This window comes from Janibacter sp. Y6 (assembly GCF_040900765.1).
GTDB lineage: Bacteria > Actinomycetota > Actinomycetes > Actinomycetales > Dermatophilaceae > Marihabitans > Marihabitans melonis.
The window spans coordinates 688,385-714,096 of the sequence record NZ_JAKLYZ010000001.1 but is presented as its reverse complement, the minus strand read 5'-3'; the positions used below and the strand labels follow the sequence as shown (position 1 = coordinate 714,096).

Genomic DNA, 25,712 nt, shown 5'->3' with positions numbered 1-25,712 from the left:
GGGATCGCATACCGTGTCCTCGTCCTGTCCCGACTCACGGAGGTGCCCTCATGGCTGACCCGGCCCGCGCCCGCAAGATCGCCGACCGCATCAAGGAGGTCATCGCCGGCAACCTCGAGTCGATCGTCAAGGACCCCGACCTCGGCTTCGTGACGATCACTGACGTCCGTGTCACCGGCGACCTCCAGCACGCCTCGGTCTTCTACACCGTCTTCGGCGACGACGCCCAGCGTGAGCGCAGCGGGCGCGTCCTCGAGGCCAACCAGGGCAAGCTGCGCTCCTTCGTCGGCCGCCAGCTGGGCATCCGGCTCACCCCGACCCTCGAGCTCATCCCCGATGCGCTGCCCGAGACCGCGTCGCACCTCGACGACGTGCTGCGCCAGACCCGCGAGCGCGACGAGCAGCTCGCGCAGAGCGCGACCGGTGCGCAGTACGCGGGCGAGGCCGACCCGTACAAGAAGCCTCGCGAGGACGCGGACCAGAGCGAAGGGTGAGCCGCCCCGCCTCGCGCCCGCGTCGCCCCTTCGCCGGCGACGGTCTCGTCGTCCTCGACAAGCCGGCGGGCTGGACCAGCCATGACGTCGTCGCCCGCTGCCGCGGGCTGTACGGCACCCGCAAGGTCGGTCATGCCGGCACGCTCGACCCCATGGCCACCGGCGTGCTCGTCATCGGCGTCGGGCGCGGGACGAAGCTGCTGACCTTCCTCGTCGGGTGCGACAAGGAGTACACGGCGACGATCCGGCTCGGGCAGCGCACGGTCACCGACGACGCCGAGGGCGAGGTCACCGCGAGCGTCGACGCCGCCGCGGTGACCGACGACGCGGTCGCGCAGGCGGTGGCGGCCCTCACCGGTGACATCGAGCAGGTCCCGAGCGCCGTGAGCGCGATCAAGGTCGACGGCGAGCGGTCCTACGCCCGCGTGCGCTCCGGCGAGCAGGTCGACCTGCCCGCCCGCCCGGTGACGGTCTCCGAGCTCGTCGTCCTCGACCGCCGTGCTGTGACCGCCGACGACGGCACCGCCGTCGTCGACCTCGACGTGCGCGCCGTCGTCTCCTCGGGCACGTACATCCGCGCGCTGGCCCGCGACCTCGGCGAGGCGCTCGGGGTCGGGGGCCACCTCACCGCCCTCACCCGCACCCGCGTCGGCGGCTACCACCTCGACGACGCGGAGGACCTCGCCGAGCTCACCGCGCGCGCCGAGGACCTCGAGGCGAGCATGCCGCTCGTCCCGCTCGCCGACGCGGCGGCCGCCTCGCTCGCCGTGCGGCGGCTCGACGAGGCCCAGGCCCGGGCCCTCGGGTACGGCCAGCGGATCGACTCCGAGCAGCCCGGCCGCACCGAGCCGGTCGCGGCCATCGGGCCCGACGGCACCCTCGTCGCGGTCCTCGACGAGTCCGGCGCGAGGGTGCGGGCGCACGTCGTCCTCGCCCCGGCCGGCAGCTGAGGGCGGGCGGGCGCGGCGTGCTGCCCCCCGACTTCGTAGAGTGTGCTGCTGTGCAGCGATGGACCACTCCCGAGGCCACCCCGGACGCCCTGCGTCCGTGCGTGGCGACCTTCGGCAACTTCGACGGCGTCCACCGCGGCCACCGCGCGATCCTCGACCGGCTCCTCGCGGAGGGACGTGAGCGCGGTCTGCCGACCGTCACGGTGACCTTCGACCCCCACCCCGTCGAGGTCCTCCACCCCGAGCGGGCGCCCGAGCTCATCGCCCCCGGGGCGCTGCGCGACGAGCTGCTCGGCGAGCTGGGCGTCGACGGCGTCCTCGTCGTGCCCTTCACCTGGGAGTACGCCCAGACCACCGCCGAGGACTTCGTCGTCTCCACCTTCGTCGAGGGCCTCGGGGCCACCTGCCTCGTCGTCGGCGCGGACACGAAGGGGTACGGCCGGGGCTACACCGGCGACGTCGACCTGCTGCGCACCCTGGGCGAGCAGCACGGCTTCGAGGTCGTCGTCATCGAGGACGTCGGCGACGGCGAGCGATGGAGCTCCTCCGCGGTGCGCCGGCTCCTCGCCGAGGGCGACGTCGCGGCGGCCGGCGAGATCCTCGGCCGCCCGCACCGGGTCGTCGGCGAGGTCGTCCACGGCGAGCACCGGGGGCGCGAGCTGGGCTACCCCACGGCGAACATGAGCCAGGACAGCCTGGGCATCCTGCCCGCCGACGGCGTCTACGCCGGCTGGCTGGTGCGTCGTGGGCTGCCCGAGGGGCACCCCGACCGGCGCCTGCCCGCTGCCGTCTCGGTCGGCACCAACCCCACCTTCGACGGGGTCCGTCGTGTCCTCGAGTCCTACGTCCTCGACCGCACCGACCTCGACCTCTACGGCGAGCAGGTCGGCGTCGAGCTCGTCGAGCGGATCCGCCCGACGCTGCGCTTCTCGTCCGTCGACGAGCTGCTCGACGCGATGAGCACCGACGTCGAGCGCACCCGCGCCGTCCTCGGCGTCACCGCGCCCTGATCGTCGCGGCCGCGTGATGAGCCCGACCGCGACCGACCGGCGCCCGGGCGGGCGGGTGCGCGAGCTGCTCCTGCGCGGCGATGTCGTCCTCGTCGTCACCGCGCTCGTGCTCAGCCTCGTCGGCGCCCTGCTCGTGGGCTCGGCGACGCGCGCCGACGCGGGCTCCACCGTCTTCGTCAAGCACCTCGTCAACCTCGCCGTCGGGCTCGTCATGGCCGGGGCCCTCCTGCGGCTCGACCGGCACACGCTGCGCGCGCTGGCGCCGGTGCTCTACCTGCTGAGCGTCGCCGCGCTCGTCGTCGTCCTCGGCCCGCTCGGCTCGACGGTCAACGGCTCGCGGTCCTGGGTCGAGCTGCCGGTGGGTCTGTCCGTCCAGCCCTCCGAGCTGGCGAAGGTGGCGCTGTGCGTCGCCCTGCCGATGGTCCTCGCCGACGCCGCCGAGCGCGGCCGGGCGCCGACGACGCGCGACGTCCTCGTCTCCGGTGCCGTCGTCGGCGTGCCGGTCCTGCTCGTCCTCGCCCAGCCCGACCTCGGCTCCGCCCTCGTCCTGCTCGCGCTGTCCGTCGGGGTGCTCGTCGCCTCGGGGGCGAGGTGGCCCTGGCTCGCCGGTCTCGCGCTCGTCGCCGGCGGGGCCGTGCTCGCGGCCTTCACCACGCCGGTGCTCAGCGGCTACCAGCGCGACCGCCTCACGACCTTCCTCGACCCGAGCGCGGACCCGCTCGGCATCGGCTACCAGACCCAGCAGGTGCGCGAGGCGATCGGCTCGGGCGGGCTGCTCGGGTCGGGCCTGGGGGCGGGCGAGCTCACGCAGTCGGGCCGGATCCCCTTCCAGGAGACCGACTTCGTCTTCTCCGTCGCGGGGGAGGAGCTCGGCTTCCTCGGCGGGGCGGTGATCATCGCCCTCTACGGCCTGCTCGTCGCGCGGATCGGGCTCGCCGCCGCGCGGGCCGACCACTTCGGGCGGCTCGTGTGCGTCGGCGTCGCGACGTGGTTCGGCGTGCAGGTCGTCGAGAACGTCGGGATGAACCTCGGGGTGATGCCGGTCACCGGGCTGCCGCTGCCCTTCCTCAGCTACGGGGGCAGCTCGATGTTCGCCTGCTGGCTCGCGGTCGCGCTCGTCGTGTCGGCCGCACCGCGCGAGCGCTGAGCCCCGATTTGGCTGTCCCGGAGGCGGATCGGGTCACCTCGCGACAACTTTCGACCCCGAACCCGTGACAGGGGCGCCTCCAGATGCGAAGGTCGTGCACCACAGACCCCCGTCGACGGCGCCGGGGGCCGACTGCTATCGAGGAGCCCCCCGTTGAGCGCGACCCACGTCAACCTGCCCAGTGACGAGACGTACGACGCCGCTGTACTGGCGAACCCGGCCCCGAGCGTGGGCCACCTGCTGCGCGAGCGGATCGCCGCCACCCCCGACCGTGCCGCCTACAGCTACCCCGAGGGGGTCGCCTGGGGCGAGATGACATGGGCCCAGCTCGGCGACCGGGTCTGGCGCCTCGCCGCCGGTCTCGTCGACCTCGGGGTCGAGGCCGAGGAGAGGGTCGCGATCGCGTGCAGCACCCGCATCGAGTGGGTGCTCGGCGACCTCGCGATCATGGCCGCCGGTGCGGCGACGACGACGATCTACCCGACGACGATCGCCGACGACGTCGCGTACATCCTCGACAACTCCGGCTCCGCCGTCGTCATCGCCGAGGACGCCGAGCAGGTGGCCAAGCTGCGCGAGGTCCGCGAGGTCATCCCCGACGTGCGCACCGTCGTCGTCGTCGACCCCGAGGGCGTCGAGCGCGACGACTGGGTCGTCACCCTCGACGAGCTCGAGGAGCGCGGCCAGGCGGTGCTCGAGAGCAGCCCCGGTGTCGTCGACGAGCGCATCGAGGGCACCGGCCCGGACTCGCTGGCGACGATCATCTACACCTCCGGCACGACCGGCCGGCCGAAGGGCGTGCGCCTGCTGCACTCGGCGTGGACCTACCAGGGTGCGGCGACGACCGCGACGGGGATGATGACGCAGGACGACGTGCAGTACCTGTGGCTGCCGCTCGCCCACGTCTTCGGCAAGCAGCTGCTCATGCTCACGCTTGCCACCGGCATGTCGACCGCCGTCGACGGGCGGATCGACAAGATCGTCGACAACCTCGCGGTCGTCCGGCCGACCTTCATGGCCGCCGCCCCTCGCATCTTCGAGAAGGTCTACGCCCGGGTGAGCCTGGGCATGGAGGCCGAGGGCGGAGCGAAGCTCAAGCTCTTCCGCTGGGCCTCCGACCTCGGCCGGGCCCGCGCCGACGCCGAGCAGGAGGGGCGCTCGCTCAGCCCGGTCCAGAAGGCTCAGATGGCCCTGGCCGACAAGCTCGTGCTGTCGAAGGTGCGCGACCGCTTCGGCGGGCGCATCCGCTTCTTCATCTCCGGTTCGGCGGCGCTCAACACCGACATCGCGCAGTGGTTCAACGGCGCCGGCCTGACCATCCTCGAGGGCTACGGCATGACGGAGACGAGCTCTGCGGCCACGGTCAACCGCCCGTACGCCCAGCGCACCGGCACCGTCGGCTGGCCGCTCATCGGCACCGAGGTGCGCATCGCCGAGGACGGCGAGGTGCTCATGCGCGGCCCGGGCGTCATGCAGGGCTACCACGACAACCCCGAGGCGACCGCCGAGACGCTCGACGCCGACGGCTGGCTGCACAGCGGTGACATCGGCGAGATCGACGAGCGGGGTTTCGTGCGGATCACCGACCGCAAGAAGGACCTCTTCAAGACGAGCAACGGCAAGTACGTCGCCCCCTCGCAGGTCGAGTCGACCTTCAAGGGCCTGTGCCCCTACGTCGGACAGCTGCTCGTGCACGGCGAGGGACGTCACTTCGTCACCGCGCTCGTCACGCTCGACGAGGAGGCGATCAAGCCGTGGGCGCAGGCCAACGGCCTCGGCGACGCGTCGTACGAGGAGATCGTCTCCTCGGCCCAGGCCCGCGACATGGTCCAGGGGTACGTCGACGAGCTGAACTCTGGTCTCAACAAGTGGGAGCGGATCGGCAAGTTCACCATCCTCGGCCGCGACCTCTCCGTCGAGGAGGGCGAGCTCACCCCGAGCCTGAAGCTGCGCCGCCGCGTCGTCGCCGACAAGTTCAAGGGCGACATCGACGGCATGTACGCCGGCTGACCGCCGCCCTCGCTCGTTCGAAGAAGGATCGTCACCTCGAGGTGACGATCCTTCTTCGACTCACGGGGCGGGAGGCACCGCGCCACCCTCCCCGCTCCCCGCCGCGCGAAGGGGGGCCGACACCCCTTCGTCGGCGGCCGTTTGGGCTGGTGGCGGGCGGGACCTACCCTGGAACCCATGTCTGGACAGTCTCGTTTCGCCGACCTCGAGCCGCTGCTCGAGCGGGTCAGCAAGCCCATCCAGTACGTCGGGGGCGAGCTGAACTCCACGGTCAAGGACTGGGACTGCGGCGGACGCGGCCCCGGCGGCGAGGACCTCACGACCCGGTGGTGCCTCATGTACCCCGACGCCTACGAGGTGGGCGTGCCCAACCAGGGCGTCATGATCCTCTACGAGGTGCTCAACGAGCGCGACGACGCCCTCGCCGAGCGCACCTACGCGGTGTGGCCGGACATGGAGGCCCTCATGCGCGAGCACGAGGTGCCCCAGCTGAGCGTCGACGGCCACCGCGCGGTGCGCGACTTCGACGTCTTCGGGCTGTCCTTCTCGACCGAGCTCGGCTACACGAACATGCTCACTGCGCTCGACCTCGCGGGCATCCCGCTGCACGCGGCCGACCGCACCGACGACGACCCGATCGTCCTCATCGGCGGTCACGCGTCCTTCAACCCCGAGCCCGTCGCGGACTTCATCGACGCCGCCATCGTCGGCGACGGCGAGGAGGCGGTGCTCGCGGCGACCGACATCATCGGCGCGTGGAAGGCCCAGGGCTCGCCCGGCGGCCGTCTGGAGCTGCTGCGCCGTCTCGCCGAGACCGGTGGCGTGTACGTGCCGGCCTTCTACGACGTGTCCTACCTGCCCGACGGGCGCATCCAGCGCGTCGCGCCCGCCGAGAGCGGCATCCCGTGGCGGGTCGCCAAGCACACGGTCATGGACCTCGACGAGTGGCCCTACCCGAAGAAGCCCCTCGTCCCGCTCGCCGAGTCGGTCCACGAGCGGATGTCGGTCGAGATCTTCCGCGGCTGCACCCGCGGCTGCCGCTTCTGCCAGGCGGGGATGATCACCCGCCCGGTGCGCGAGCGCTCCATCACCGGCATCGGCGAGATGGTCGAGGCGGGTCTGCAGGCCACCGGCTTCGAGGAGGTGGGCCTGCTCTCGCTGAGCTCGGCCGACCACTCCGAGATCGCCGAGGTGACCAAGGGCCTGGCCGACCGCTACGAGGGCACGAACACCGGCCTGTCGCTGCCGTCGACCCGCGTCGACGCCTTCAACATCGACCTCGCCAACGAGCTGACCCGCAACGGTCGTCGCTCCGGGCTCACCTTCGCGCCCGAAGGGGGGTCCGAGCGGATCCGCAAGGTCATCAACAAGATGGTCACCGAGGACGACCTCATCAAGACCGTCTCCGCCGCCTACGGCGCCGGCTGGCGCCAGGTGAAGCTGTACTTCATGTGCGGCCTGCCGACGGAGACCGACGAGGACGTCCTGCAGATCGCCGAGGTCGCCAAGCGCGTCATCGAGACCGGTCGTCAGGTCGCCGGGCACAACGACATCCGGTGCACCGTCTCCATCGGGGGCTTCGTGCCCAAGCCGCACACCCCCTTCCAGTGGGCCAGCCAGCTCTCCGCCGAGGAGACCGACGCCCGCCTGGCCAAGCTGCGCGAGGCGATCCGCTCGGACAAGCGCTACGGGCGCTCCATCGGCTTCCGCTACCACGACGGCAAGCCCGGCATCGTCGAAGGCCTGCTGAGCCGCGGCGACCGCCGCATCGGCCGGGTCATCGAGGAGGTGTGGCGCGACGGCGGTCGTTTCGACGGCTGGAGCGAGCACTTCTCCTACGAGCGGTGGATGGCAGGCGCCGAGCGCGGCCTGGCCGGCACGGGCGTCGACGTCGACTGGTACACCACCCGCGAGCGCGGCGAGAGCGAGGTCCTGCCCTGGGACCACATCGACTCCGGGCTCGACAAGGAGTGGCTGTGGCAGGACTGGCTCGACGCGGTCGACGAGACCGAGGTCGAGGACTGCCGCTGGACCCCGTGCTTCGACTGCGGCGTGTGCCCGCAGATGGGCACCGACATCGAGGTCGGCCCGACCGGCAAGACCCTCCTGCCGCTCACCGTCCTCGGCTCGGGCAAGGAGTCGATGGTCCGCGGGGCGTGACCACGCTGCGGGACCGGCTGGGGCCGGCCCCGCGGTCCGGGAGAGGATGGCGCGCATGAGCGTGAGCCTGGACGACCTCGGGGCCGAGCTGCGCCGTGCCGGCATCACCGACGTGCGGACCGACCCGCTGTCGATCGGCATGTACGCGGCGGACGCCTCGATCTACCGCGTGCCCCCGCGCGCGGTGGTGCTGCCCCGCGACACCGACGAGGTCGCCGCGGCGCTCGCCGTCGCCCGCAGCACCGGCGTGCCCCTCACGGCACGCGGTGCGGGCACCTCGTGCGCCGGCAACGCGATCGGCCCGGGCATCGTCGTCGACACCAGCCGTCACCTCGGGCGGGTGCTCGAGGTCGACCCGGAGAGCCGGACCGCGCTCGTCGAGCCCGGCACCGTGCACGCCACGCTGCAGGCGAGCGCCCGCCGGCACGGCCTGCGCTTCGGCCCGGACCCGAGCAGCCACACCCGCTGCGTCATCGGCGGGATGATCGGCAACAACGCCTGCGGCAACCGCGCGCTCGGCTACGGGCGCACGTCCGACAACATCGCCGCGATGAGCCTGCTCCTCGCCGACGGCCGCGCCGTCGAGACGACGACGGGGGTGGGGGGCACCCCTTCGCTCACCGGCGCCGACGACCTCGTCTCCCGCCTCACCGCTCTCACCGACGACCACCTCGCGACGATCCGCACCGAGCTCGGCCGCTTCGGCCGGCAGGTGAGCGGGTACGCCCTGGAGCACCTCCTGCCCGAGCACGGCCGCGACGTCGGGCGGATGCTCGTCGGCTCCGAGGGGACCCTCGCCGTCGTCACCCAGGCCCGGGTCCGCCTCGTCACCGACCCGCCGGCGACCTGCCTCGTCGCGCTCGGCTTCGAGGACATCTACGCCGCCGGCGACGTCGCCCACCTGCTGCGCGGGCTCGGCGCCGTGGCCGCCGAGGGCATCGACCGCCGCATCGTCGAGGTCACCGCCCGCCGTCGCGGGCCGGCCGCCGTCCCCGACCTGCCGAAGGGGGCCGCCTGGCTCTTCGTCGAGGTCACCGGGGCCGACGAGGGAGAGGCGATGGCCGCGGCCCGCCGCGTCGTCGCCGAGATCCCGGCCGTCGAGGCACGGGTGGTCACCGACCCGGCCGAGGTGCGGGCGCTGTGGCGCATCCGCGAGGACGGCGCCGGGCTGTCGAGCCGCTCGCCGCGCGACCTGCCGGCGCACGCCGGGTGGGAGGACGCCGCGGTGCCGCCCGAGCGCATGGGCGAGTACCTGCGCCGGCTCGACGCGCTGCTCGCCGAGCACGACGTCACCGGGCTGCCGTACGGCCACTTCGGCGACGGCTGCCTGCACATCCGCCTCGACGTCGACCTCGCCTCGCCGGGCGCCCCGGCCCGCTACCGCTCGCTCGTCGAGGACGCCGCGGACCTCGTCGCCTCGCTCGGGGGCTCGCTGTCCGGCGAGCACGGCGACGGGCGCGCCCGCAGCGCCCTGCTGCCGCGGATGTACTCGCCCGAGGTCATCTCGCTCTTCGGCGCGGTCAAGCACGCCTTCGACGAGCACGGGCTGCTCAACCCCGGTGTCCTCGTCGACCCCGACCCGGCCGAGGCCTCGCTGCGCATCCCGCGCGCCCGCCCGGTGACCCGGTCGCGCGACGGGCTCGCCTTCGCCTACCCCGAGGACGACGGCGACCTCAGCCAGGCGCTGCACCGCTGCACCGGGGTCGGCAAGTGCCGGGCCGCCGGCACGTCGAGCACCGTCATGTGCCCGAGCTACCTGGCCACCCGCGAGGAGAAGGACTCGACCCGCGGCCGCGCCCGCGCGCTGCAGGAGATGCTCGACGGCGGCACGATCAGCGGCGGCTGGCGCGACCCGGCCGTGCACGAGACCCTCGACCTGTGCCTGTCGTGCAAGGGCTGCGCGAGCGACTGCCCGACCGGCGTCGACATGGCGACGTACAAGGCCGAGGTGCTCCACCAGACCTACCGCGGGCGGCTGCGCCCGCGCTCGCACTACTCGCTGGGCCGGCTGCCGGAGCTCTCGCGGATCGCCTCCCGCATGCCCCGGGTCGTCAACGCCCTCACCTCGCTGCCCGGGGCCAAGCGGCTCACCCTGCCGCTCGCGGGCGTCGACCCCCGCCGCAACCTGCCGACCTTCGCGCGCCAGACCTTCCGGGCCTGGGCCGACGGCGAGGGCCTCGTCCGTCCGGCCGGCGACGTCGCCGGGCTCGAGCACCCCGTCGCGATCTTCGTCGACTCCTTCACCGACCACTTCTCGCCACGGGTCGGCCAGGCCGCGGTGACGTTGCTGCGGCAGGCGGGGTACACCCCCTACGTCCCGGCGGAGCGGGGCTGCTGCGGGCTCACCCTCATCTCCACCGGTCAGCTCGACCGGGCGGCGAGCACCCTCGCGCAGGCGAGCGAGGCGCTGGCGCCGGCGGTCGCGGCCGGGGTCCCGGTCGTCGGTCTCGAGCCGAGCTGCACCGCCGCGCTGCGTCACGACCTGCCGCGTCTGGTCGACACCGACACGGCGCGCTCGGTCGCCGAGGGCGTGCGCACCGTCGCCGAGCTGCTCGTCGTGGCGCAGGACGAGGGCCGCTGGAGCGTGCCCGACCTCACCGGCACGACCGTCGTCGCGCAGCCGCACTGCCACCACCACGCCGTGATGACGTGGCAGGCCGACGAGGCGCTGCTCGCCAGGACCGGCGCGACCGTGCAACGGCTCGGCGGGTGCTGCGGGCTCGCGGGCAACTTCGGGGTCGAGCTCGGCCACTACGAGGTGTCCGTCGAGGTGGCGCGCCAGCAGCTGCTGCCGGCGATGGAGGCCGCGCCCGACGCGGTCGTCCTCGCCGACGGCTTCTCCTGCCAGACCCAGGTCGCCGACCTCTCCGACCGCGAGGCGATCCACCTCGTGGAGCTCCTCACCCGCTGACCCCGCTGCCCCCTGACCCGCTGCCCCCCCCTTCGCCGAGGTATGGCGATCGGTCGCCATGCGGTCGCGATCACGACCGATCGCCATACCTCGGCGAGGGGGGAGCCAGGGCGAAGGGGGAATCAGCCGCGCAGGGCGGCAGTCACCTCCGCGAAGACCGCGGTGTGGCCGGCGACGTCGGCCTCGCTCGTCGTCGGGCACATGAGCGCCATGTTGTGGAAGGGCGTCATGAGGTAGCCGCGGTTGACGAGCGCGAGGTGGAGGTAGGCGTCGAGCTCGTCGTCCGCCGCAGCGGCCGACTCCGCGCCCGTGCGCGGGGCGGGGGAGGCGAAGCGGTACTCGGCGCGCGCCCCGAGCCGGCTCACCGACCACGGCAGGTCGTGGGCGTCGATGGCGTCCTGCACCCCGGCGGTGAAGTCGGTCGCGAGCCGCTCCATCCGCTCGAAAGCCTCCCGCGTGAGGACCTCGCCGAGGGTGGCTCGCGCCGCGGCGAGGCTCAGCGCGTTGCCCGCGAGCGTGCCGCCGACCCCGCCGACGTCGACGATGTCGGCGTCGCCGCTCTCGGTGCGCCGCATGACGTCCGCGGCGAGCTCCTCGCTCAGCCCGTACGCGCCGATCGGCACCCCGCCGCCGATGGACTTGCCGATGACGACGACGTCGGGCTGCAGCCCCCACGCGGTCGTCGCCCCGCCCCACCCGGCGGAGAAGGTGTGGGTCTCGTCGATCATCAGCAGGGCGCCGTAGCGGGTCGCGAGCTCGCGCAGCCCGCTCATGAAGCCGTCCTCGGGCAGGACGATGCCGATGTTCGTCAACGCCGGCTCGGTGAGCACCGCGGCGACGTCGCCGTGGCGCAGCTGCTCCTCGACGCTCGCCAGGTCGTTCCACGTCGCCGCGCGCGTCGTGAGGTCGAGCGGCACCGGAGGAGCGACGTTGCCGGGCCGGCTCACGGTCGTGCCGTCAGGACCGGGCAGGGCGAAGGTCTCGTCGACGCTGCCGTGGTAGCAGTGCCCGAAGACGAGGATCTTGCTGCGGCCGGTGACGAGGCGGGCGAGGCGCACCGCCCACCGGTTGGCGTCGGTGGCGGAGAGGGTGAAGCTCCAGCGCGGCACCGTGAAGCGCCGGGTCAGCTCGGCGGCGACCCACTGCGCGTCGGCGGTCGGCAGCATCGTCGTCAGCCCGCCGAGGTCCTGGGCGCGGCGCCGGATCGCCGCGAGCGTCGGGTCGGGGGAGTGCCCGGCCATCGCGCCCGTGTCGCCGAGCGCGAGGTCGACGAGCTCGTGACCGTCGAGATCGGTGACGCGGTTCCCCTTCGCCGCCTCGAAACCGAGCGGGAAGCCGCCGGCCCACATCCGCATCCACGTCATCGGGACCTGCCCGAAGAGGTTCGTCCCCTCCTCGTGCAGCGCGCGGCTGCGGGGGTTGGCGGCGGCGTAGGCGGCAGTCTCGGTCTGCAGCAGCTGGCGCAGCCGGGTGCGGTCGACGGGTGTCATGAGCACACCGTAGGAGCAGCGAAGGGGGCGCGCGGCCCCCTTCGTCAGGTCGGTCGTGCCAGGCTGGTGCGATGGCGCGCGACCTCGTCGTCCCTCTCGCCCCCGGCGTGTGGCGCATCCCGCTGCTCGGCGACTTCGTCAACGGCTTCGTGCTGCGCGACGACGACGGCCAGGTGACCGTGCTCGACATGGGGGTGGCGCGGTCGGGGCCGAAGGTCATGGCGGCGCTCGGGGCGATCGGCGCGGGCCCCTCGGACGTCACCCGGCTGCTCCTCACCCACGCGCACCCGGACCACGCCGGGGGTGCGGCGCACGTCGCGCGCGAGACGGGGCGCTCCTTCGAGATCCACGAGGACGACGTCGAGCACGCCCGCACCGGCACCTCGCCGCCGCGGGACCGGACGCTGCGTCTCGGGCGGCTGCTCGACCGTCTCGCGAAGGGGTCCTTCGAGCCGGTCCCGGTCGAGCGGGGCCTCGTCGACGGCGAGGTCCTCGACGTCGCGGGCGGGCTGCGGGTCATCCACACCCCGGGGCACTCGCCGGGGCACGCGTCCTTCCTCCACGAGCCGACCGGGACGCTCGTCACCGGCGACGCGATCTTCAACGTGCGCGGGGTGCGGTGGCCGGTCGCGTCCTTCTGCACGAGCTACGCGATGACGAAGGCGACGGCGCACCGCCTCGTCGAGGTCGACTACGCGCTCGCGGCCTTCACCCACGGGCCCGAGCTGCGCGACCGGCCGCGGCAGACGATCACCGACTTCCTCCACCGCGAGGGGCACCTCGAGGGGTGACGGCCGCCCCCTTCGCCCGCTGAGCATGACTTCCCCCGGCTCAGCACGAGTTTCATACTCGTGCTGAGCGGGGGTTTATCGGGTGACCCGAGAAACCTGTGGCTGGTGTGGCGCCCCACCCCGGGGATCGGGGCTCGCGGGCCCGTGGTGGGCCCCCTTCGCCCGCTGAGCAAGACTTCCCCCGGCTTCGCACGGGTTTCTTACTCGTGCTGAGCGGGGGCTTATCGGGTGACCCGAGAAACCTGTGGCTGGTGGGGCGCGCCCGGAGCGCCCCGTACCCTTGGTGGTCATGTCACCGCAGCGCACCCCGGACGGACCGCCCCCGCCCCCACCGGTCCAGAAGCTGCGGGTGCAGTACGCCCGGCGCGGGCGGCTGCGCTTCTCCTCGACGCGTGACTTCGCCCGGGCGCTCGAGCGGGCGCTGCGTCGCTCGGGGGTGCCGATGGCCTTCTCCGCCGGCTTCCACCCGCACCCGAAGATCTCCTACGCCAACGGCGCCCCGACGGGCATGGCCAGCGAGGCCGAGTACTTCGAGATCTCGGTGACCGAGCACGTCGACCCGGAGTCGGTACGAGTCGCCCTCGACGAGGCGCTGCCGGAGGGCATCGACGTCATCCAGGTCGTCGACGCCACGCCCGGGGCGCTCGCCGACCGGCTGCAGGCGAGCCGCTGGCGGATGGTCTTCGCCGGGGTAGAGGTCGAGGAGCTCCAGCGCGTCGTCGACGCCTTCCTCGCGCAGGAGCGGGTCGAGGTGTCGCGCATGTTCAAGCGCGGTCGCAAGAGCTTCGACGCCCGCGAGCCCGTCCGCGAGACCCGTGTCGAGGCCGGTCCCGATGCTCCCTGTGCGATACTGACGATGGTCGTACGGCACACCACACCGGCCGTGCGCCCCGACGACGTGCTCACCGCGCTGTCGCTCGTCACGCCCTTCGCACCGCCGAGGCCACCGATGGTCACCCGGCTGGAGCAGGGGGTCTGGGACGAGGCGGACGCGACGGTCATCGATCCGCTGATGACCGACGAGGACACCGTCGGCCCGATGGGGTGACGCGCTCGGCGCGAGCCTTCACCGGGCAGCACTGACTTCCCGGGCGTGGCACGACCGCCACGCCGAGCCGCGACACGCGGCCGGACGGCCCCTCATCGGGGTTGGTCGTGGCGTCCGGCGGTGCCGCAGGAGGTGCCATCATGGCGACCGACGAGACCAGCACGACCGACGAGACCCCCGAAGAAGGCGTCGCGACGAGCCAGACCCCCCAGGACCCCGCCCCCGAGGCGGTCCAGGACGAGCTCCTCGCCGACGACACCGAGCAGGCCGACACCGCCGAGGACGACACCGAGGCGGAGGACGAGCAGGACGAGCCCGAGGAGCCGGCCGCCAGCGTGCCGAGCTTCGGTCTGCTCTTCCAGGCCCCCGAGCCCGTCGCTCCCCGCCGCGCCCGCCGCGCGGCCTCTGCCCCACAGGCCGCGCCCGAGCCCCGCCCGCAGGACGACGAGCCCGAGGCCGTCGTCGAGCCGGAGAGCTCGCAGGACGACCGCGCCGCCGACACCGCGGACGACGACGAGCAGTCCGACCAGCCCCGGCGCCGCCGCCGGCGCGGCGGTCGTGGCCGCAACAAGTCCGAGGACAGCGCGTCCGAGGACGAGGGCACCGAGGACACGAAGGGGGAGGCCCAGGCCTCCTCGGACGACGACGCGGCCGAGGCCGACGACTCCGGCAAGGGCAGCGGCAACGGCTCCGGCGGTGGCTCCGGCGGTGGCTCCGGCCGCGGCCGTGGCGGCCGCGGTGGTCGCGGGGGCGACAAGGCCCGCCAGGACGCGCAGGACAAGACCTCCGGTGGCTCCGACGACGCCGACGACGCAGCCCAGGACCACGAGGACGACGACTCCGAGGGCGGCGGCTCGAGCCGGCGCCGGCGTCGTCGCCGCCGCGGCTCCGGCTCGGGCGAGGGTCAGGAGGACCCGCCCGGCACCGTGACGAAGGTCCGCGAGGCCCGCAAGGAGCGCGACGAGCCGCAGGCCGTCAAGGGCAGCACGCGTCTCGAGGCGAAGAAGCAGCGCCGCCGCGAGGGCCGCGAGGCCGGCCGCCGCCGCACGATCATCACCGAGGCCGAGTTCCTCGCCCGTCGTGAGAGCGTCGAGCGCGTCATGGTCGTGCGCTCCACTGGCGAGCGCACGCAGATCGGCGTCCTCGAGGACGACGTGCTCGTCGAGCACTACGTCTCGCGCGAGACGACCTCGACGATGGTGGGCAACGTCTACCTCGGCCGGGTGCAGAACGTCCTGCCGAGCATGGAGGCCGCCTTCGTCGACATCGGCAAGGGCCGCAACGCCGTCCTCTACGCCGGCGAGGTCAACTGGGACGCCCACGGCATCGGCAACGGCCAGCCCCGCCGCATCGAGCAGGCGCTGTCCTCCGGCGACGCCGTCCTCGTCCAGGTGACGAAGGACCCGATCGGCCACAAGGGCGCGCGCCTCACCTCGCAGATCTCGCTGCCCGGCCGCTACCTCGTGTACGTGCCCGAGGGCAGCATGACCGGCATCTCGCGCAAGCTCCCCGACAAGGAGCGCGCCCGCCTCAAGTCCATCCTCAAGCAGGTCGTCCCCGACCGCGCCGGCGTCATCGTGCGCACGGCCGCCGAGGGCGCGAGCGAGGAAGAGCTCACCAAGGACGTCGAGCGGCTCACCACGGCGTGGGAGCGCATCAGCGAGAAGGCCGAGTCGAAGAAGGGCAAGAAGGGCGGCGCCCCGACGGTCCTGCACGCCGAGCCCGACATGACCGTCCGCGTCATCCGCGACATCTTCAACGAGGACTTCTCGAAGATGGTCGTCTCCGGCGAGGACGCGTGGCGCGAGATCAAGGGCTACGTCGACGACGTCGCGCCCGACCTCTCCGACCGCCTCGAGCGCTGGACCGGCCAGCAGGACGTCTTCGCCGGGCACCGCATCGACGAGCAGATCGCCAAGGCGATGGACCGCAAGGTGTGGCTGCCCTCCGGCGGCTCGCTCGTCATCGACCGCACCGAGGCGATGACGGTCGTCGACGTCAACACCGGCAAGTTCGTCGGCTCCGGGGGCAACCTCGAGGAGACGGTGACGAAGAACAACATCGAGGCGGCCGAGGAGATCGTGCGTCAGCTGCGGCTGCGCGACATCGGCGGCATCATCGTCATCGACTTCATCGACATGGTCCTCGAGGCCAACCGCGACCTCGTCGTGCGCCGCCTGCTCGAGTGCCTCGGCCGCGACCGCACGAAGCACCAGGTCGCCGAGGTCACCTCGCTCGGCCTGGTCCAGATGACCCGCAAGCGGGTCGGCTCGGGCCTCATCGAGGTCTTCTCGCAGGAGTGCGAGCACTGCCACGGCCGCGGCATCATCGTCTCCTCCGAGCCGGTCTCCGGCGACGGCGGTCACGACCACGGTCACGGCGGCAACGGCGGGCGCGGCACCGGCGGCTCCAAGGACGACGACCAGGGCGGCTCCGGCTCCCGGTCGCGCCGGGGCAAGGGCCGCGGGTCGAAGGGGGAGGAGCAGCGCTCCTCCGCCGAGCCCGAGCGCGAGCCGCAGGACAAGAACGGCCGGACCGCGGCCCAGATCGCCGCGGCCGCCCACGCCGCCGCGATCAAGAACGTCTCCGGCGAGTCCGCCGAGGACGACGTCGCCGAGCTCGACCTCACCGGGGGCGAGGACGAGGTGGCCTCGGTCGAGGTGCGCGATCACGCGTCGACCCCCGCGCAGGACGCGCCGGCCGAGAAGGCTGCTCCCGAGCCCGAGCCCGAGCCCGAGCCCGAGCCCGCCCCGGCGCCGCGTCGTCGTGGCGGCCGTCGCGCCGCCTCCAGCGGCGCCCCGGTCACCCTCCAGGCCGTCGACCTCACCGCCTCCGCGCCGAGCGAGCCGATCACGGCCGTCGCCGGTGCCGTGGGCGGCGCGGCCGAGCCCACCCCTTCGCCCGAGGCCGAGCAGACCTCGACGCCCGCGCCGCGCCGCAAGCGCAAGCGGGTCACCTCCGAGGCCGGCCCGCCGACCGCGGGGGAGTGACCCAGCAGTGACCAGGCCCGCCCCCTGCCGGGGGCGGGTTTGGCCGGTGGTAGCCCCGCCGGTAGTCTTGATCCTTGGTGCGTCCACCGAGCGGACGCCATCGGCCCTTCACGGGGTCGGTGGACTGTCGGCCGGTCAGACAGAGAGAGCGCGCCACGCACACCGAAAGAGAGTTCCCACTGATGTACGCGATCGTTCGCGCGGGTGGCCGCCAGGAGAAGATCTCCGTCGGCGACACCATCCTCATCAACCGCGTCAAGGGCGAGGCCGGCGACGCCGTCGACCTCCAGCCGCTGCTCCTCGTCGACGGCTCCACCATCACCAGCGATGCCGACAAGCTCGCGAAGGTGACGATCAAGGCCGAGGTCGTCGGTCCCGCGAAGGGCCCGAAGATCACGATCATGAAGTACAAGAACAAGACCGGGTACAAGAAGCGTCAGGGCCACCGCCAGCCGCTCACCCAGGTCAAGATCACCGACATCACGGCCTGAGCGCCACCGAGTAGCGAAGGACTTCCTGACATGGCACACAAGAAGGGTGCATCCTCGACCCGCAACGGTCGTGACTCCAACGCCCAGTACCTCGGCGTCAAGCGCTTCGGCGGCCAGGTCGTCGGCACCGGCGAGATCATCGTCCGTCAGCGCGGCACGCACTTCCACCCGGGCGACAACGTCGGCCGCGGTGGCGACGACACGCTGTTCGCCCTCGCGGACGGCACCGTCCACTTCGGCACCAAGCGCGGCCGCAAGGTCGTCAACATCGTCCTCGCGGACAGCGCCAGCTGATCGCCCGCAGGCACCACGTCGAAGGGGGTGGGTCAGCGCCACGCTGACCCGCCCCCTTCGTCTACCCCCAGGAGAAGAAGCAGATGACGAACTTCGTCGACCGGGTCGTCCTCCACGTCGAGGCCGGCAAGGGAGGCCACGGCGTGGCCTCGGTCCACCGCGAGAAGTTCAAGCCGCTCGGCGGCCCGGACGGCGGCAACGGCGGCAACGGCGGTGACGTCGTGCTCGTCGTCGACACGCAGAGCACGACCCTGCTCGACTACCACCGCAGCCCCCACCGGCGCGCCAAGAACGGCGCCCCGGGGGCCGGTGACGAGAAGGACGGCGCGGCCGGCGAGGACCTCGTCCTGCCCGTGCCCGAGGGCACGGTCGTCAAGACCCGCGCCGGTGACGTGCTCGCCGACCTCGTCGGCGAGGGCACCCGCTACGTCGCCGCCCAGGGCGGGCGCGGCGGCCTGGGCAACCGCGCCCTGGCCTCGCAGCGTCGCAAGGCCCCCGGCTTCGCGCTGCTCGGCGAGCCCGGCGAGAGCGCCGAGATCGTCCTGGAGCTGAAGTCGCTCGCCGACGTCGCGCTCGTCGGCTTCCCCTCCGCCGGCAAGTCCTCGCTCGTGTCCGTCCTGTCGGCGGCGCGACCGAAGATCGCCGACTACCCCTTCACCACCCTCGTCCCGAACCTCGGCGTCGTCACGGCCGGCTCGATGCGCTACACCATCGCCGACGTGCCCGGTCTCATCCCCGGCGCGAGCGAGGGCAAGGGTCTGGGCCTGGAGTTCCTGCGCCACGTCGAGCGCTGCTCGGTGCTCGTCCACGTCGTCGACTGCGCGACCCTCGAGCCCGACCGCGACCCGATGAGCGACCTCGACCTCATCGAGGCCGAGCTCGCCGCCTACGTCGGCGACGACGCCCTCGGCGGGATCCCGCTCTCGGAGCGCACCCGGGTCGTCGTGCTCAACAAGGCCGACGTGCCCGAGGCCCACGAGCTCGCCGAGATGGTCACCCCGATGCTCGAGGAGCGCGGGCTCGAGGTCTTCACGGTCTCGGCCGTCGCCCACACCGGCCTCAAGGAGCTCTCCTTCGCACTGGCCCGCCACGTGCAGCAGGCGCGGGCCGACATCGAGCGCGAGGTCGTCCCGCAGCGGGTCGTCCTGCGTCCGAAGGGGGTCGACGACTCCGGCTTCGTCGTGCGGCGCGAGCGCACCTCCGACGGCGAGGTCTTCCGCGTCATCGGCGAGCGCCCGACCCGGTGGGTGCGCCAGACCGACTTCAGCAACGAGGAGGCGGTGGGCTATCTCGCCGACCGGCTCTCGCGCGCCGGTGTCGAGGACCAGCTCGTCAAGGCCGGCGCCGTCGCCGGCTCGACCGTGCTCATCGGCCCCGAGGACGACGCCGTCGTCTTCGACTGGGAGCCCACCCTCGTCGGCGGTGCCGAGCTGCTCGGCGGTCGTGGCACCGACGCGCGTCTCGACCCCAGCGACCGGCGCACCAACGCCGAGCGACGCGAGGAGTTCCACGCCCGCAAGGACGCCCAGAGCGCCGCCCGCGAGGAGCTCGCGGCCGAGCGCCGTGCCGGTCACTGGACCGACGAGGACTGACGCGGCCGCAGGCCGCACACTGGGGCGCGTCCCCGACGCCCGGACCCGAGGAGCACCGTGACGCCGCTGGAGGTCACCGACGAGCAGGCCCGTGAGCGGGTCGCGTCCTCGCGACGGGTCGTCGTCAAGGTCGGCTCGTCCTCGCTCACCTCGGCCGACGGCGGGCACCTCGACCTCGACCGGCTCCGGGGCGTCGTCGACGCCCTCGCCGGCCGCGTCGCGCTCGGTGCGCAGGTCGTCCTCGTCTCCTCCGGGGCGATCGCGGCCGGTCTCGGGCCCCTCGGCCTGCCCTCGCGCCCGCGCGACCTCGCGACCCAGCAGGCGGCGGCCAGCGTCGGCCAGGGGGCGCTCGTCGCCGCGTACGACCAGGCCTTCCGCCGGCACGGGCTGACCGTCGGCCAGGTGCTGCTGACGGCCGACGACACGACCCGGCGCACCCACTACACGAACGCGCGGCGCACCCTCGACCGGCTGCTCACGCTGGGGATCTTGCCCGTCATCAACGAGAACGACACCGTCGCGACGAGCGAGATCCGCTTCGGCGACAACGACCGGCTCGCCGCCCTCGTCGCCCATCTCGTCGGCGCCGACGCGCTGCTCCTGCTCACCGACGTCGACGCGCTCTACACCGACAAGCCCGGGCGTCCCGGTGCCCGCCGCATCCCCGTCGTGCGCGGCCGCGAGGAGCTCGAGGCGGTGGACGTCAGCGCGCGCGGCTCACGGGTCGGCACCGGCGGCATGCAGACGAAGGTCGAGGCCGCCTCGATCGCGGGCGCGGCCGGCATCACCGCGATGCTCGCCTCGGCCGCCGACGTCGCACCGGCCCTGGCCGGCGAGGACGTCGGCACCGTCTTCGTGCCCGCGCAGCGGCGCCGGGCCCCGCGCACGTGGTGGCTGCAGCACGCGACGACGTCGCGCGGCGAGCTCGTCGTCGACGCCGGTGCCGTCACGGCCCTCACCCAGCGCGGCAAGTCGCTGCTGCCCGCGGGCATCGTCGAGGTGCGGGGCAGCTTCGTCGACGGCGATCCCGTCGACGTCGTCGGCCCCGACGGCACGGTCCTGGGTCGCGGCCTGAGCAACTACGGCTCGGTCGAGCTGCCGCTCATGCTCGGGCGCTCGACGAAGGAGATCGCCGCCGACCTCGGGCCCGAGTACGAGCGCGAGGTCATCCACCGCGACCACCTGGCCCTCCACCCCCGCTGACCGGCGCGTGCACCCCCTTCGCCCGTCGTGACCGGGCAACCGACCGGCGACCGGGACGCCCGGCTGTGACCGGGACACGTCCCGGTCACCCCGAGGTGTCCCGGTCAGCTCGGGGTGTCCCGGTCCGGGCCGCATCTCGCGGCCCGTGCCCGACCCATGACGAAGGGGGAGCCGGCCGGCTCCCCCTTCGCGCTGTCCTGCGGTGCGTCTCGCGGCTCAGCGCACGCGGGTGACCTCGAACTGCATCCGGGGCGCGGCGAGGTGCTCCTGGGCCTGGACGAGCTGGAGCTCGCGGCGGCCGGAGTCGAGGGTGGTCTTGACGAGGTCCCACACGCTCGAGGCGGTGCGGCCGAGGGCGAGGGCAGGGTCACCGGTCTGCAGCAGGTGGGTGGTGAAGAGGGCGGCGGTGACGTCGCCGGAGCCGTTGCACTTGATCGGCAGGTGCTCGGTGCGCACGACCCAGGCCCCGTCGCCGTGCACGGCGAGCATCTCGATGGTGTCGTCGGGGCGGTCGGGCTGGAGCACCGAGGTGACGAGCACCGTCGAGGGGCCCATCGCGCGGGCGGCGTCGACGGAGGCGAGCGTGCTCTCCATGTCGTCGGGCTCGGTGCCGGTGAGGAAGCCGAGCTCGAACTGGTTGGGCGTGATGAGGTCGGCCTGCGGCACGACGCGCTCGCGCAGGAGCACGGGGATGTCGGGGTGGACGAAGCAGCCCGACTTCGCGTTGCCCATGACCGGGTCGCACGCGTAGATCGCGTCGGGGTTGGCCGCCTTGACCTGGGCGACGGCGTCGAGGACGACGTCACCGATCTGGGTGCCGCCCTGGTAGCCGGACAGCACCGCGTCGACCTCGGGGAAGGCCTCGCGCTCGCCGACGCCGGTGATGACCTCGCGCACGTCGTCGGCCGGCAGCATCGGGCCGCGCCACTGGCCGTACCCGGTGTGGTTGCTGAAGACCACCGTCGAGACCGGCCACACCTCGACACCGAGGCGCTGCATGGGGAAGACGGCGGCGGAGTTGCCGACGTGGCCGTAGGCGACCGAGGACTGGATGGACAGGATTGTCGTGCTCACCGGCCCATCTTGGCACTGCGAGGGCGCACCATGGACACCGTCCGCCCGTGCGACCGTCCCCGAGGAGCCCCGATGTCCGCAGCTCTCGTCCTGCCGCTCCTCGCCGGCCTGCTCGTCGTGCTCGTGGCGGTCGTGGCCCTCGTCGTCCTCGTCGTGCGCTCACGGCGGCGCGCGGAGCAGGAGCACCGACCGCTCGACCCGAGCGTCATCGAGTGCTTCCCGACGGGCTACCAGCCGCCCGCACGACCCGGTGCGGCGGGAGCAGGCGAGACGGGGCCGCGCGCGGCGGGACCCGCCCCGGGCGCGGCGGGACCCGCCCCAGGTGAGTCGACCGGTCGCCGGTCGGACGACCCGACCGGCTGAGCGCCGTCGTCGCCTAGATTTGTCGTCATGACCGCCACGACCGCCGGACCGGCGCAGGCCAGCCCCGAGGACGTCGAGCTCGTCACCGCGCTCGCCACCCGCTCTCGCGTCGCCGCCCGCCGTCTCGCCCTGCTCACCCGCGCCGAGAAGGACGCCGCCCTCCACGCGCTCGCCGACGCCCTCGACGCGGCGAGCGAGCAGGTCGTCGCCGCCAACTCCGAGGACGTCGAGCGGGGCCGCTCGCAGGGCATGGAGCAGAGCCTGCAGGACCGCCTGCGCCTCGACCCCGAGCGGGTCGCCGCGGTCGCCCAGGCGCTGCGCGACGTCTCGGGGCTGCCCGACCCGGTCGGCGAGGTCGTGCGCGGATCGACCCTGGCCAACGGGCTGCAGATCCGCGAGGTCCGCGTGCCGATGGGCGTCGTCGGGATGATCTACGAGGCCCGTCCCAACGTCACCGTCGACGCCGCCGGTCTCGGGCTGAAGTCCGGCAACGCCGTCATCCTGCGCGGCGGCAGCGCCGCCGCGAGCAGCAACCGCGTGCTCGTCGACGTCATGCGCTCGGCGCTGACGACGGTCGGGCTGCCCGCCGACGCCGTGCAGCTGCTCGAGGGCGGGCACGGGTCGGTCACGGCGCTCATGCGGGCCCGCGGGCTCGTCGACCTGCTCATCCCGCGCGGGGGAGCGGGCCTCATCCAGTCCGTCGTCCTCGGCTCGACCGTGCCGGTCATCGAGACCGGCATCGGCAACTGCCACGTCTACGTCGACGCGGCCGCCGACCTCGAGCAGGCGCGGGCGATCACGATCAACGCCAAGACCCACCGGCCGAGCGTGTGCAACGCCGCCGAGTCGCTCCTCGTCCACCGCGCGGTCGCCGCGGACTTCCTGCCGGTCGCCCTTCGACAGCTGTGCGACGCCGGGGTGCGCCTCCACGTCGACCCCGCCACCGCGGATCTCGCCAGCGACGTGCCGACGGAGCCGGCGACCGACGAGGACTACGCGACCGAGTACCACGGCCTCGAGATGAGCGTCGCCGTCGTCGACGACCTCGACGCGGCGCTCGAGCACGTGCGGCGCTTCGGCTCGGGTCACAGCGAGGCGATCGTCACCCAGGACCGCGGCGCGTCGCGCCGCTGGGTCGCCGAGGTCGACGCGGCCGCGGTGCTCGTCAACGCGAGCACCCGCTTCACCGACGGGGGCGAGTTCGGCTTCGGTGCCGAGATCGGCATCTCGACCCAGAAGCTGCACGCCCGCGGGCCGATGGCGCTGCCCGAGCTGACGACGACGAAGTGGGTCGTCGAGGGCGAGGGCCACGTGCGCTGACCCGCGCGGACGACGCGCCGAGGGCCCCTTCGATCGTCTCGAAGGGGCCCTCGCGCCGTCGGACCAGCCGGCCGGGTGGGCTCCGCGGTGACGTGCGGCGGCGCGGGGCGCCGGGCGATCCGAGTCGAGCCCCCGGGGTCCGTCCCTGCGGTCACCCGGCAGCCCGGAGGCCGCCGTCGCGCTCGCGCGCCGGTGCAGGTGCGTTATCCCTGGGACCCGTTGCCGCCCAGGCCCCCGGGCGAAGGGGGGCGCCGGGCTTGGGTGCACCCGCTTGTCTACTCCTGGGTACCGCGACGGGGCAACCGCGCCGGGCACCCAGTCGACGAACGGCGGGCAGAGCCGGGTTGTCCCCAGCGAGAGGCCCATGACCTCGTCGCCGTGCACACCCCTGTGCACGGCGACGGTGGACAAGTGGGGCCGACGACGCCGCGGGGAGGGCCGGGCGCGCGGCCCGGTAGGCTGGGGCCATGCTGAGCACCTTCGTCTCGTACGCCGCCGAGGCCGCCCCCGAGCACCACATCGAGCTGCCCTTCAGCCACTGGGGCTTCGGTGGCATCGCGCTCGCGGTCTTCGCCTTCATGCTCGGGTCGCTGTGGTCCTTCCGCAACACCGCGAACAAGGTGCCGCACACGACCGAGCACGCCGCCGGTGCGCACGACCACGACACCCCCCACGAGGGCCCGGGCCAGCACTGACCATGCGCCTGGGCGTCATGGGTGGGACCTTCGACCCCATCCACCACGGGCACCTCGTCGCGGCCTCGGAGGCGCAGTCGCTGCTCGACCTCGACGAGGTCGTCTTCGTCCCCACCGGGCAGCCCTGGCAGAAGGCGGAGCGCACGGTCAGCCCGCCCGAGCACCGCTACCTCATGACGGTCGTCGCCACCGCGAGCAACCCGCGCTTCACCGTGAGCCGGGTCGACATCGACCGTGACGGCCCGACCTTCACCATCGACACCCTGCGCGACCTGCGTGCAGCACGACCGGACGACGAGCTCTTCTTCATCACCGGCGCCGATGCGCTCGCGCAGATCCTGTCGTGGAAGGATGCCGACGAGCTCTTCGAGCTCGCGCACTTCGTCGGCGTCACCCGCCCCGGCTACGAGCTCAGCGAGTCGGGGCTGCCGCAGGACCGGGTCACCCTCCAGGAGGTGCCCGCCATGTCGATCTCCTCGACGGACTGCCGTGACCGCGTCGCCGAGGGCGAGCCGGTCTGGTACCTCGTGCCGGACGGCGTCGTCCAGTACATCAACAAGTACGCCCTCTACACCCGACCCACTGATGGGGAGCCCACCACCTCGTGACTGCCAGCACCCGAGCCGTCGAGCTCGCCACCGTCGCCGCCCGTGCCGCCGAGGACAAGATCGCCGAGTCGGTCGTCGCCCTCGACGTCAGCGGGCAGATGCCCCTGACCGACATCTTCCTCATCGTCTCCGCGGACAACGAGCGCCAGGTCGCCTCCATCGTCGACGCCGTCGAGGACGCCCTGCGCGACGTCGGCGCGAAGCGCCTGCGCCGCGAGGGGGCCCGCGAGTCGCGCTGGGTCCTGCTCGACTTCGGCGACGTCGTCGTGCACGTCCAGCACGAGGAGGAGCGCGCCTACTACGAGCTCGAGCGGCTCTGGCGCGACTGCCCGGTCCTCGACCTGCAGACGGGGTCGCCGGCCGCCGGCGCCCCGGACGAGACCACCGACCCCTCGTGAGCCGGCCGCGTCGTCTCGTCGTGCTCCGGCACGGCGAGACCGACTCCAACGCGCGCGGGATCTGGCAGGGCCAGCTCGACCACGAGCTCTCCGAGCGCGGGCACGCGCAGGCCCGCGCGGCTGCTCAGGCGCTCGTCGCGCTGCACCCCTCGCGGGTCGTCGCCTCGGACCTGCTCCGGGCTCAGGTGACCGGTCGCGACGTCGCGCAGGCGTGCGGCGTGCCGATCACCCTCGACGAGCGGCTGCGCGAGATCCACGCCGGCGACTGGCAGGGCCTCACCGGGGCCGAGGTGCGCGAGCGCTACCCCGAGGACGCCGAGCGCCTGCTGAGCGGCGAGGACTTCGTGCGCGGCGGCCACGGCGAGAGCGTCGCCGACGTCGCCGAGCGCTCCCGGGCCGCGGTCTCGGAGGTCGTCGCGAGCATGGCGCCGGGGGAGTGCGTCGTCCTCGCGACCCACGGGGTCACCGGCCGCACCCTCGTCGTCGACCTCGTCGGTCTCGACCAGCAGCAGGCCTGGCTGGCGCTGGGCGGGCTGCGCAACTGCCACTGGGCGCTGCTCGAGGAGGGACGCGCCGGATGGCGCGTCGTCGAGTGGAACGTCGGGGCCCCGCCGGACGCGACCGCGGCCGAGAGCGTCATCGCCTGACCGCTCGATTTGGTGGCGAAGGGGTA

At 73.4% G+C, this 25,712-nt stretch carries 22 protein-coding genes; 20 read left to right on the top strand and 2 right to left on the bottom strand.

Annotated elements, in window-relative coordinates; genetic code table 11:
• Positions 1 to 50: 50 nt before the first annotated feature.
• From rbfA to L6241_RS03260, 7 genes are all read left to right on the top strand, one after another.
• The gene (gene rbfA / locus L6241_RS03290) at positions 51 to 494 is read left to right on the top strand and encodes a 30S ribosome-binding factor RbfA (protein ID WP_251719736.1); all 444 of its coding nucleotides are present in this window, start codon (positions 51 to 53) and stop codon (positions 492 to 494) included.
• Complete coding sequence (gene truB / locus L6241_RS03285) at positions 491 to 1,444, top strand: tRNA pseudouridine(55) synthase TruB (protein ID WP_368244811.1); 954 nt, start codon at positions 491 to 493, stop codon at positions 1,442 to 1,444. Before rbfA ends, truB begins: the two co-directional genes overlap by 4 nt.
• 50 nt (positions 1,445 to 1,494) lie before the next feature.
• Positions 1,495 to 2,454 (top strand): bifunctional riboflavin kinase/FAD synthetase, encoded by a 960-nt coding sequence (locus L6241_RS03280; protein WP_368244810.1) that lies wholly within the window; start codon positions 1,495 to 1,497, stop codon positions 2,452 to 2,454.
• A 16-nt stretch (positions 2,455 to 2,470) separates the two neighbouring features.
• On the top strand, positions 2,471 to 3,601 hold the full coding sequence (locus L6241_RS03275) for an FtsW/RodA/SpoVE family cell cycle protein (protein ID WP_229299142.1): 1,131 nt from the start codon (positions 2,471 to 2,473) through the stop codon (positions 3,599 to 3,601).
• A 153-nt stretch (positions 3,602 to 3,754) separates the two neighbouring features.
• Positions 3,755 to 5,611 (top strand): long-chain fatty acid--CoA ligase, encoded by a 1,857-nt coding sequence (locus tag L6241_RS03270; RefSeq protein WP_368244809.1) that lies wholly within the window; start codon positions 3,755 to 3,757, stop codon positions 5,609 to 5,611.
• Between the two features lie 177 nt (positions 5,612 to 5,788).
• A complete protein-coding gene (locus L6241_RS03265) occupies positions 5,789 to 7,771 on the top strand; it encodes a TIGR03960 family B12-binding radical SAM protein (protein WP_368244808.1) in 1,983 nt (660 codons plus the stop codon).
• Between the two features lie 55 nt (positions 7,772 to 7,826).
• Positions 7,827 to 10,682 (top strand): FAD-binding and (Fe-S)-binding domain-containing protein, encoded by a 2,856-nt coding sequence (locus tag L6241_RS03260; RefSeq protein WP_368244807.1) that lies wholly within the window; start codon positions 7,827 to 7,829, stop codon positions 10,680 to 10,682.
• A 122-nt stretch (positions 10,683 to 10,804) separates the two neighbouring features.
• On the opposite strand, the gene L6241_RS03255 is transcribed toward L6241_RS03260, so the two are convergent.
• Positions 10,805 to 12,172 carry a transaminase gene (locus L6241_RS03255; RefSeq protein ID WP_368244806.1) on the bottom strand — a complete coding sequence of 456 codons (1,368 nt, stop codon included), beginning with the start codon at positions 12,170 to 12,172 and terminating at the stop codon, positions 10,805 to 10,807.
• Positions 12,173 to 12,243: 71 nt separating this feature from the next.
• On the opposite strand from L6241_RS03255, the gene L6241_RS03250 reads away from it, so the two are divergent.
• The 7 genes from L6241_RS03250 to proB all read left to right on the top strand — a co-directional run bounded on the left by L6241_RS03250 (position 12,244) and on the right by proB (position 20,581).
• Positions 12,244 to 12,963 (top strand): MBL fold metallo-hydrolase, encoded by a 720-nt coding sequence (locus tag L6241_RS03250; RefSeq protein ID WP_368244805.1) that lies wholly within the window; start codon positions 12,244 to 12,246, stop codon positions 12,961 to 12,963.
• A 289-nt stretch (positions 12,964 to 13,252) separates the two neighbouring features.
• Positions 13,253 to 14,011 (top strand): TIGR03936 family radical SAM-associated protein, encoded by a 759-nt coding sequence (locus tag L6241_RS03245; protein ID WP_191563357.1) that lies wholly within the window; start codon positions 13,253 to 13,255, stop codon positions 14,009 to 14,011.
• 140 nt (positions 14,012 to 14,151) lie between these two features.
• A complete protein-coding gene (locus L6241_RS03240) occupies positions 14,152 to 17,001 on the top strand; it encodes an Rne/Rng family ribonuclease (RefSeq protein WP_368244804.1) in 2,850 nt (949 codons plus the stop codon).
• A gap of 182 nt (positions 17,002 to 17,183) precedes the next feature.
• Complete coding sequence (gene rplU, locus L6241_RS03235) at positions 17,184 to 17,492, top strand: 50S ribosomal protein L21 (protein WP_068274917.1); 309 nt, start codon at positions 17,184 to 17,186, stop codon at positions 17,490 to 17,492.
• 30 nt (positions 17,493 to 17,522) lie between these two features.
• Positions 17,523 to 17,786, top strand: coding sequence for a 50S ribosomal protein L27 (gene rpmA / locus L6241_RS03230; protein ID WP_068274920.1), 264 nt, complete (start codon positions 17,523 to 17,525; stop codon positions 17,784 to 17,786).
• 83 nt (positions 17,787 to 17,869) lie between these two features.
• The gene (obgE, locus tag L6241_RS03225; RefSeq protein WP_191680906.1) at positions 17,870 to 19,378 is read left to right on the top strand and encodes a GTPase ObgE; all 1,509 of its coding nucleotides are present in this window, start codon (positions 17,870 to 17,872) and stop codon (positions 19,376 to 19,378) included.
• Between the two features lie 57 nt (positions 19,379 to 19,435).
• Complete coding sequence (gene proB, locus L6241_RS03220; protein ID WP_368244803.1) at positions 19,436 to 20,581, top strand: glutamate 5-kinase; 1,146 nt, start codon at positions 19,436 to 19,438, stop codon at positions 20,579 to 20,581.
• A gap of 216 nt (positions 20,582 to 20,797) precedes the next feature.
• On the opposite strand, the gene pdxY is transcribed toward proB, so the two are convergent.
• Complete coding sequence (pdxY, locus tag L6241_RS03215; RefSeq protein WP_191680908.1) at positions 20,798 to 21,655, bottom strand: pyridoxal kinase PdxY; 858 nt, start codon at positions 21,653 to 21,655, stop codon at positions 20,798 to 20,800.
• A gap of 72 nt (positions 21,656 to 21,727) precedes the next feature.
• On the opposite strand from pdxY, the gene L6241_RS03210 reads away from it, so the two are divergent.
• From L6241_RS03210 to L6241_RS03185, 6 genes are all read left to right on the top strand, one after another.
• Positions 21,728 to 22,018, top strand: a complete 291-nt coding sequence (locus L6241_RS03210; RefSeq protein WP_368244800.1) for a hypothetical protein — start codon at positions 21,728 to 21,730, stop codon at positions 22,016 to 22,018.
• 27 nt (positions 22,019 to 22,045) lie between these two features.
• Entirely contained in the window at positions 22,046 to 23,338 is a 1,293-nt protein-coding gene (locus L6241_RS03205) for a glutamate-5-semialdehyde dehydrogenase (protein WP_368244799.1), read from the top strand.
• Between the two features lie 467 nt (positions 23,339 to 23,805).
• Entirely contained in the window at positions 23,806 to 24,033 is a 228-nt protein-coding gene (locus L6241_RS03200; RefSeq protein ID WP_368244797.1) for a hypothetical protein, read from the top strand.
• 2 nt (positions 24,034 to 24,035) lie between these two features.
• Positions 24,036 to 24,641 carry a nicotinate-nucleotide adenylyltransferase gene (gene nadD / locus L6241_RS03195; RefSeq protein ID WP_264156490.1) on the top strand — a complete coding sequence of 202 codons (606 nt, stop codon included), beginning with the start codon at positions 24,036 to 24,038 and terminating at the stop codon, positions 24,639 to 24,641.
• Positions 24,638 to 25,039 (top strand): ribosome silencing factor, encoded by a 402-nt coding sequence (rsfS, locus tag L6241_RS03190; protein ID WP_123092824.1) that lies wholly within the window; start codon positions 24,638 to 24,640, stop codon positions 25,037 to 25,039. Before nadD ends, rsfS begins: the two co-directional genes overlap by 4 nt.
• Positions 25,036 to 25,686, top strand: a complete 651-nt coding sequence (locus L6241_RS03185) for a histidine phosphatase family protein (protein WP_201467266.1) — start codon at positions 25,036 to 25,038, stop codon at positions 25,684 to 25,686. The genes rsfS and L6241_RS03185 overlap by 4 nt, the downstream gene beginning before the upstream one ends.
• Positions 25,687 to 25,712 lie beyond the last annotated feature (26 nt).

What these genes read in the sequence shown, in the direction of transcription:
- L6241_RS03205 (WP_368244799.1), top strand. Translation starts at nt 22,046, where the DNA reads ATGACCGCCACGACCGCCGGACCGGCGCAGGCCAGCCCCGAGGACGTC.
- L6241_RS03240 (WP_368244804.1), top strand. Translation starts at nt 14,152, where the DNA reads ATGGCGACCGACGAGACCAGCACGACCGACGAGACCCCCGAAGAAGGC.
- L6241_RS03250 (WP_368244805.1), top strand. Translation starts at nt 12,244, where the DNA reads ATGGCGCGCGACCTCGTCGTCCCTCTCGCCCCCGGCGTGTGGCGCATC.
- L6241_RS03265 (WP_368244808.1), top strand. Translation starts at nt 5,789, where the DNA reads ATGTCTGGACAGTCTCGTTTCGCCGACCTCGAGCCGCTGCTCGAGCGG.
- obgE (WP_191680906.1), top strand. Translation starts at nt 17,870, where the DNA reads ATGACGAACTTCGTCGACCGGGTCGTCCTCCACGTCGAGGCCGGCAAG.
- L6241_RS03260 (WP_368244807.1), top strand. Translation starts at nt 7,827, where the DNA reads ATGAGCGTGAGCCTGGACGACCTCGGGGCCGAGCTGCGCCGTGCCGGC.
- rplU (WP_068274917.1), top strand. Translation starts at nt 17,184, where the DNA reads ATGTACGCGATCGTTCGCGCGGGTGGCCGCCAGGAGAAGATCTCCGTC.
- L6241_RS03255 (WP_368244806.1), bottom strand. Translation starts at nt 12,172, where the DNA reads ATGACACCCGTCGACCGCACCCGGCTGCGCCAGCTGCTGCAGACCGAG.
- rpmA (WP_068274920.1), top strand. Translation starts at nt 17,523, where the DNA reads ATGGCACACAAGAAGGGTGCATCCTCGACCCGCAACGGTCGTGACTCC.
- L6241_RS03245 (WP_191563357.1), top strand. Translation starts at nt 13,253, where the DNA reads ATGTCACCGCAGCGCACCCCGGACGGACCGCCCCCGCCCCCACCGGTC.
- L6241_RS03275 (WP_229299142.1), top strand. Translation starts at nt 2,471, where the DNA reads ATGAGCCCGACCGCGACCGACCGGCGCCCGGGCGGGCGGGTGCGCGAG.
- L6241_RS03200 (WP_368244797.1), top strand. Translation starts at nt 23,806, where the DNA reads ATGCTGAGCACCTTCGTCTCGTACGCCGCCGAGGCCGCCCCCGAGCAC.
- L6241_RS03210 (WP_368244800.1), top strand. Translation starts at nt 21,728, where the DNA reads ATGTCCGCAGCTCTCGTCCTGCCGCTCCTCGCCGGCCTGCTCGTCGTG.
- nadD (WP_264156490.1), top strand. Translation starts at nt 24,036, where the DNA reads ATGCGCCTGGGCGTCATGGGTGGGACCTTCGACCCCATCCACCACGGG.
- rbfA (WP_251719736.1), top strand. Translation starts at nt 51, where the DNA reads ATGGCTGACCCGGCCCGCGCCCGCAAGATCGCCGACCGCATCAAGGAG.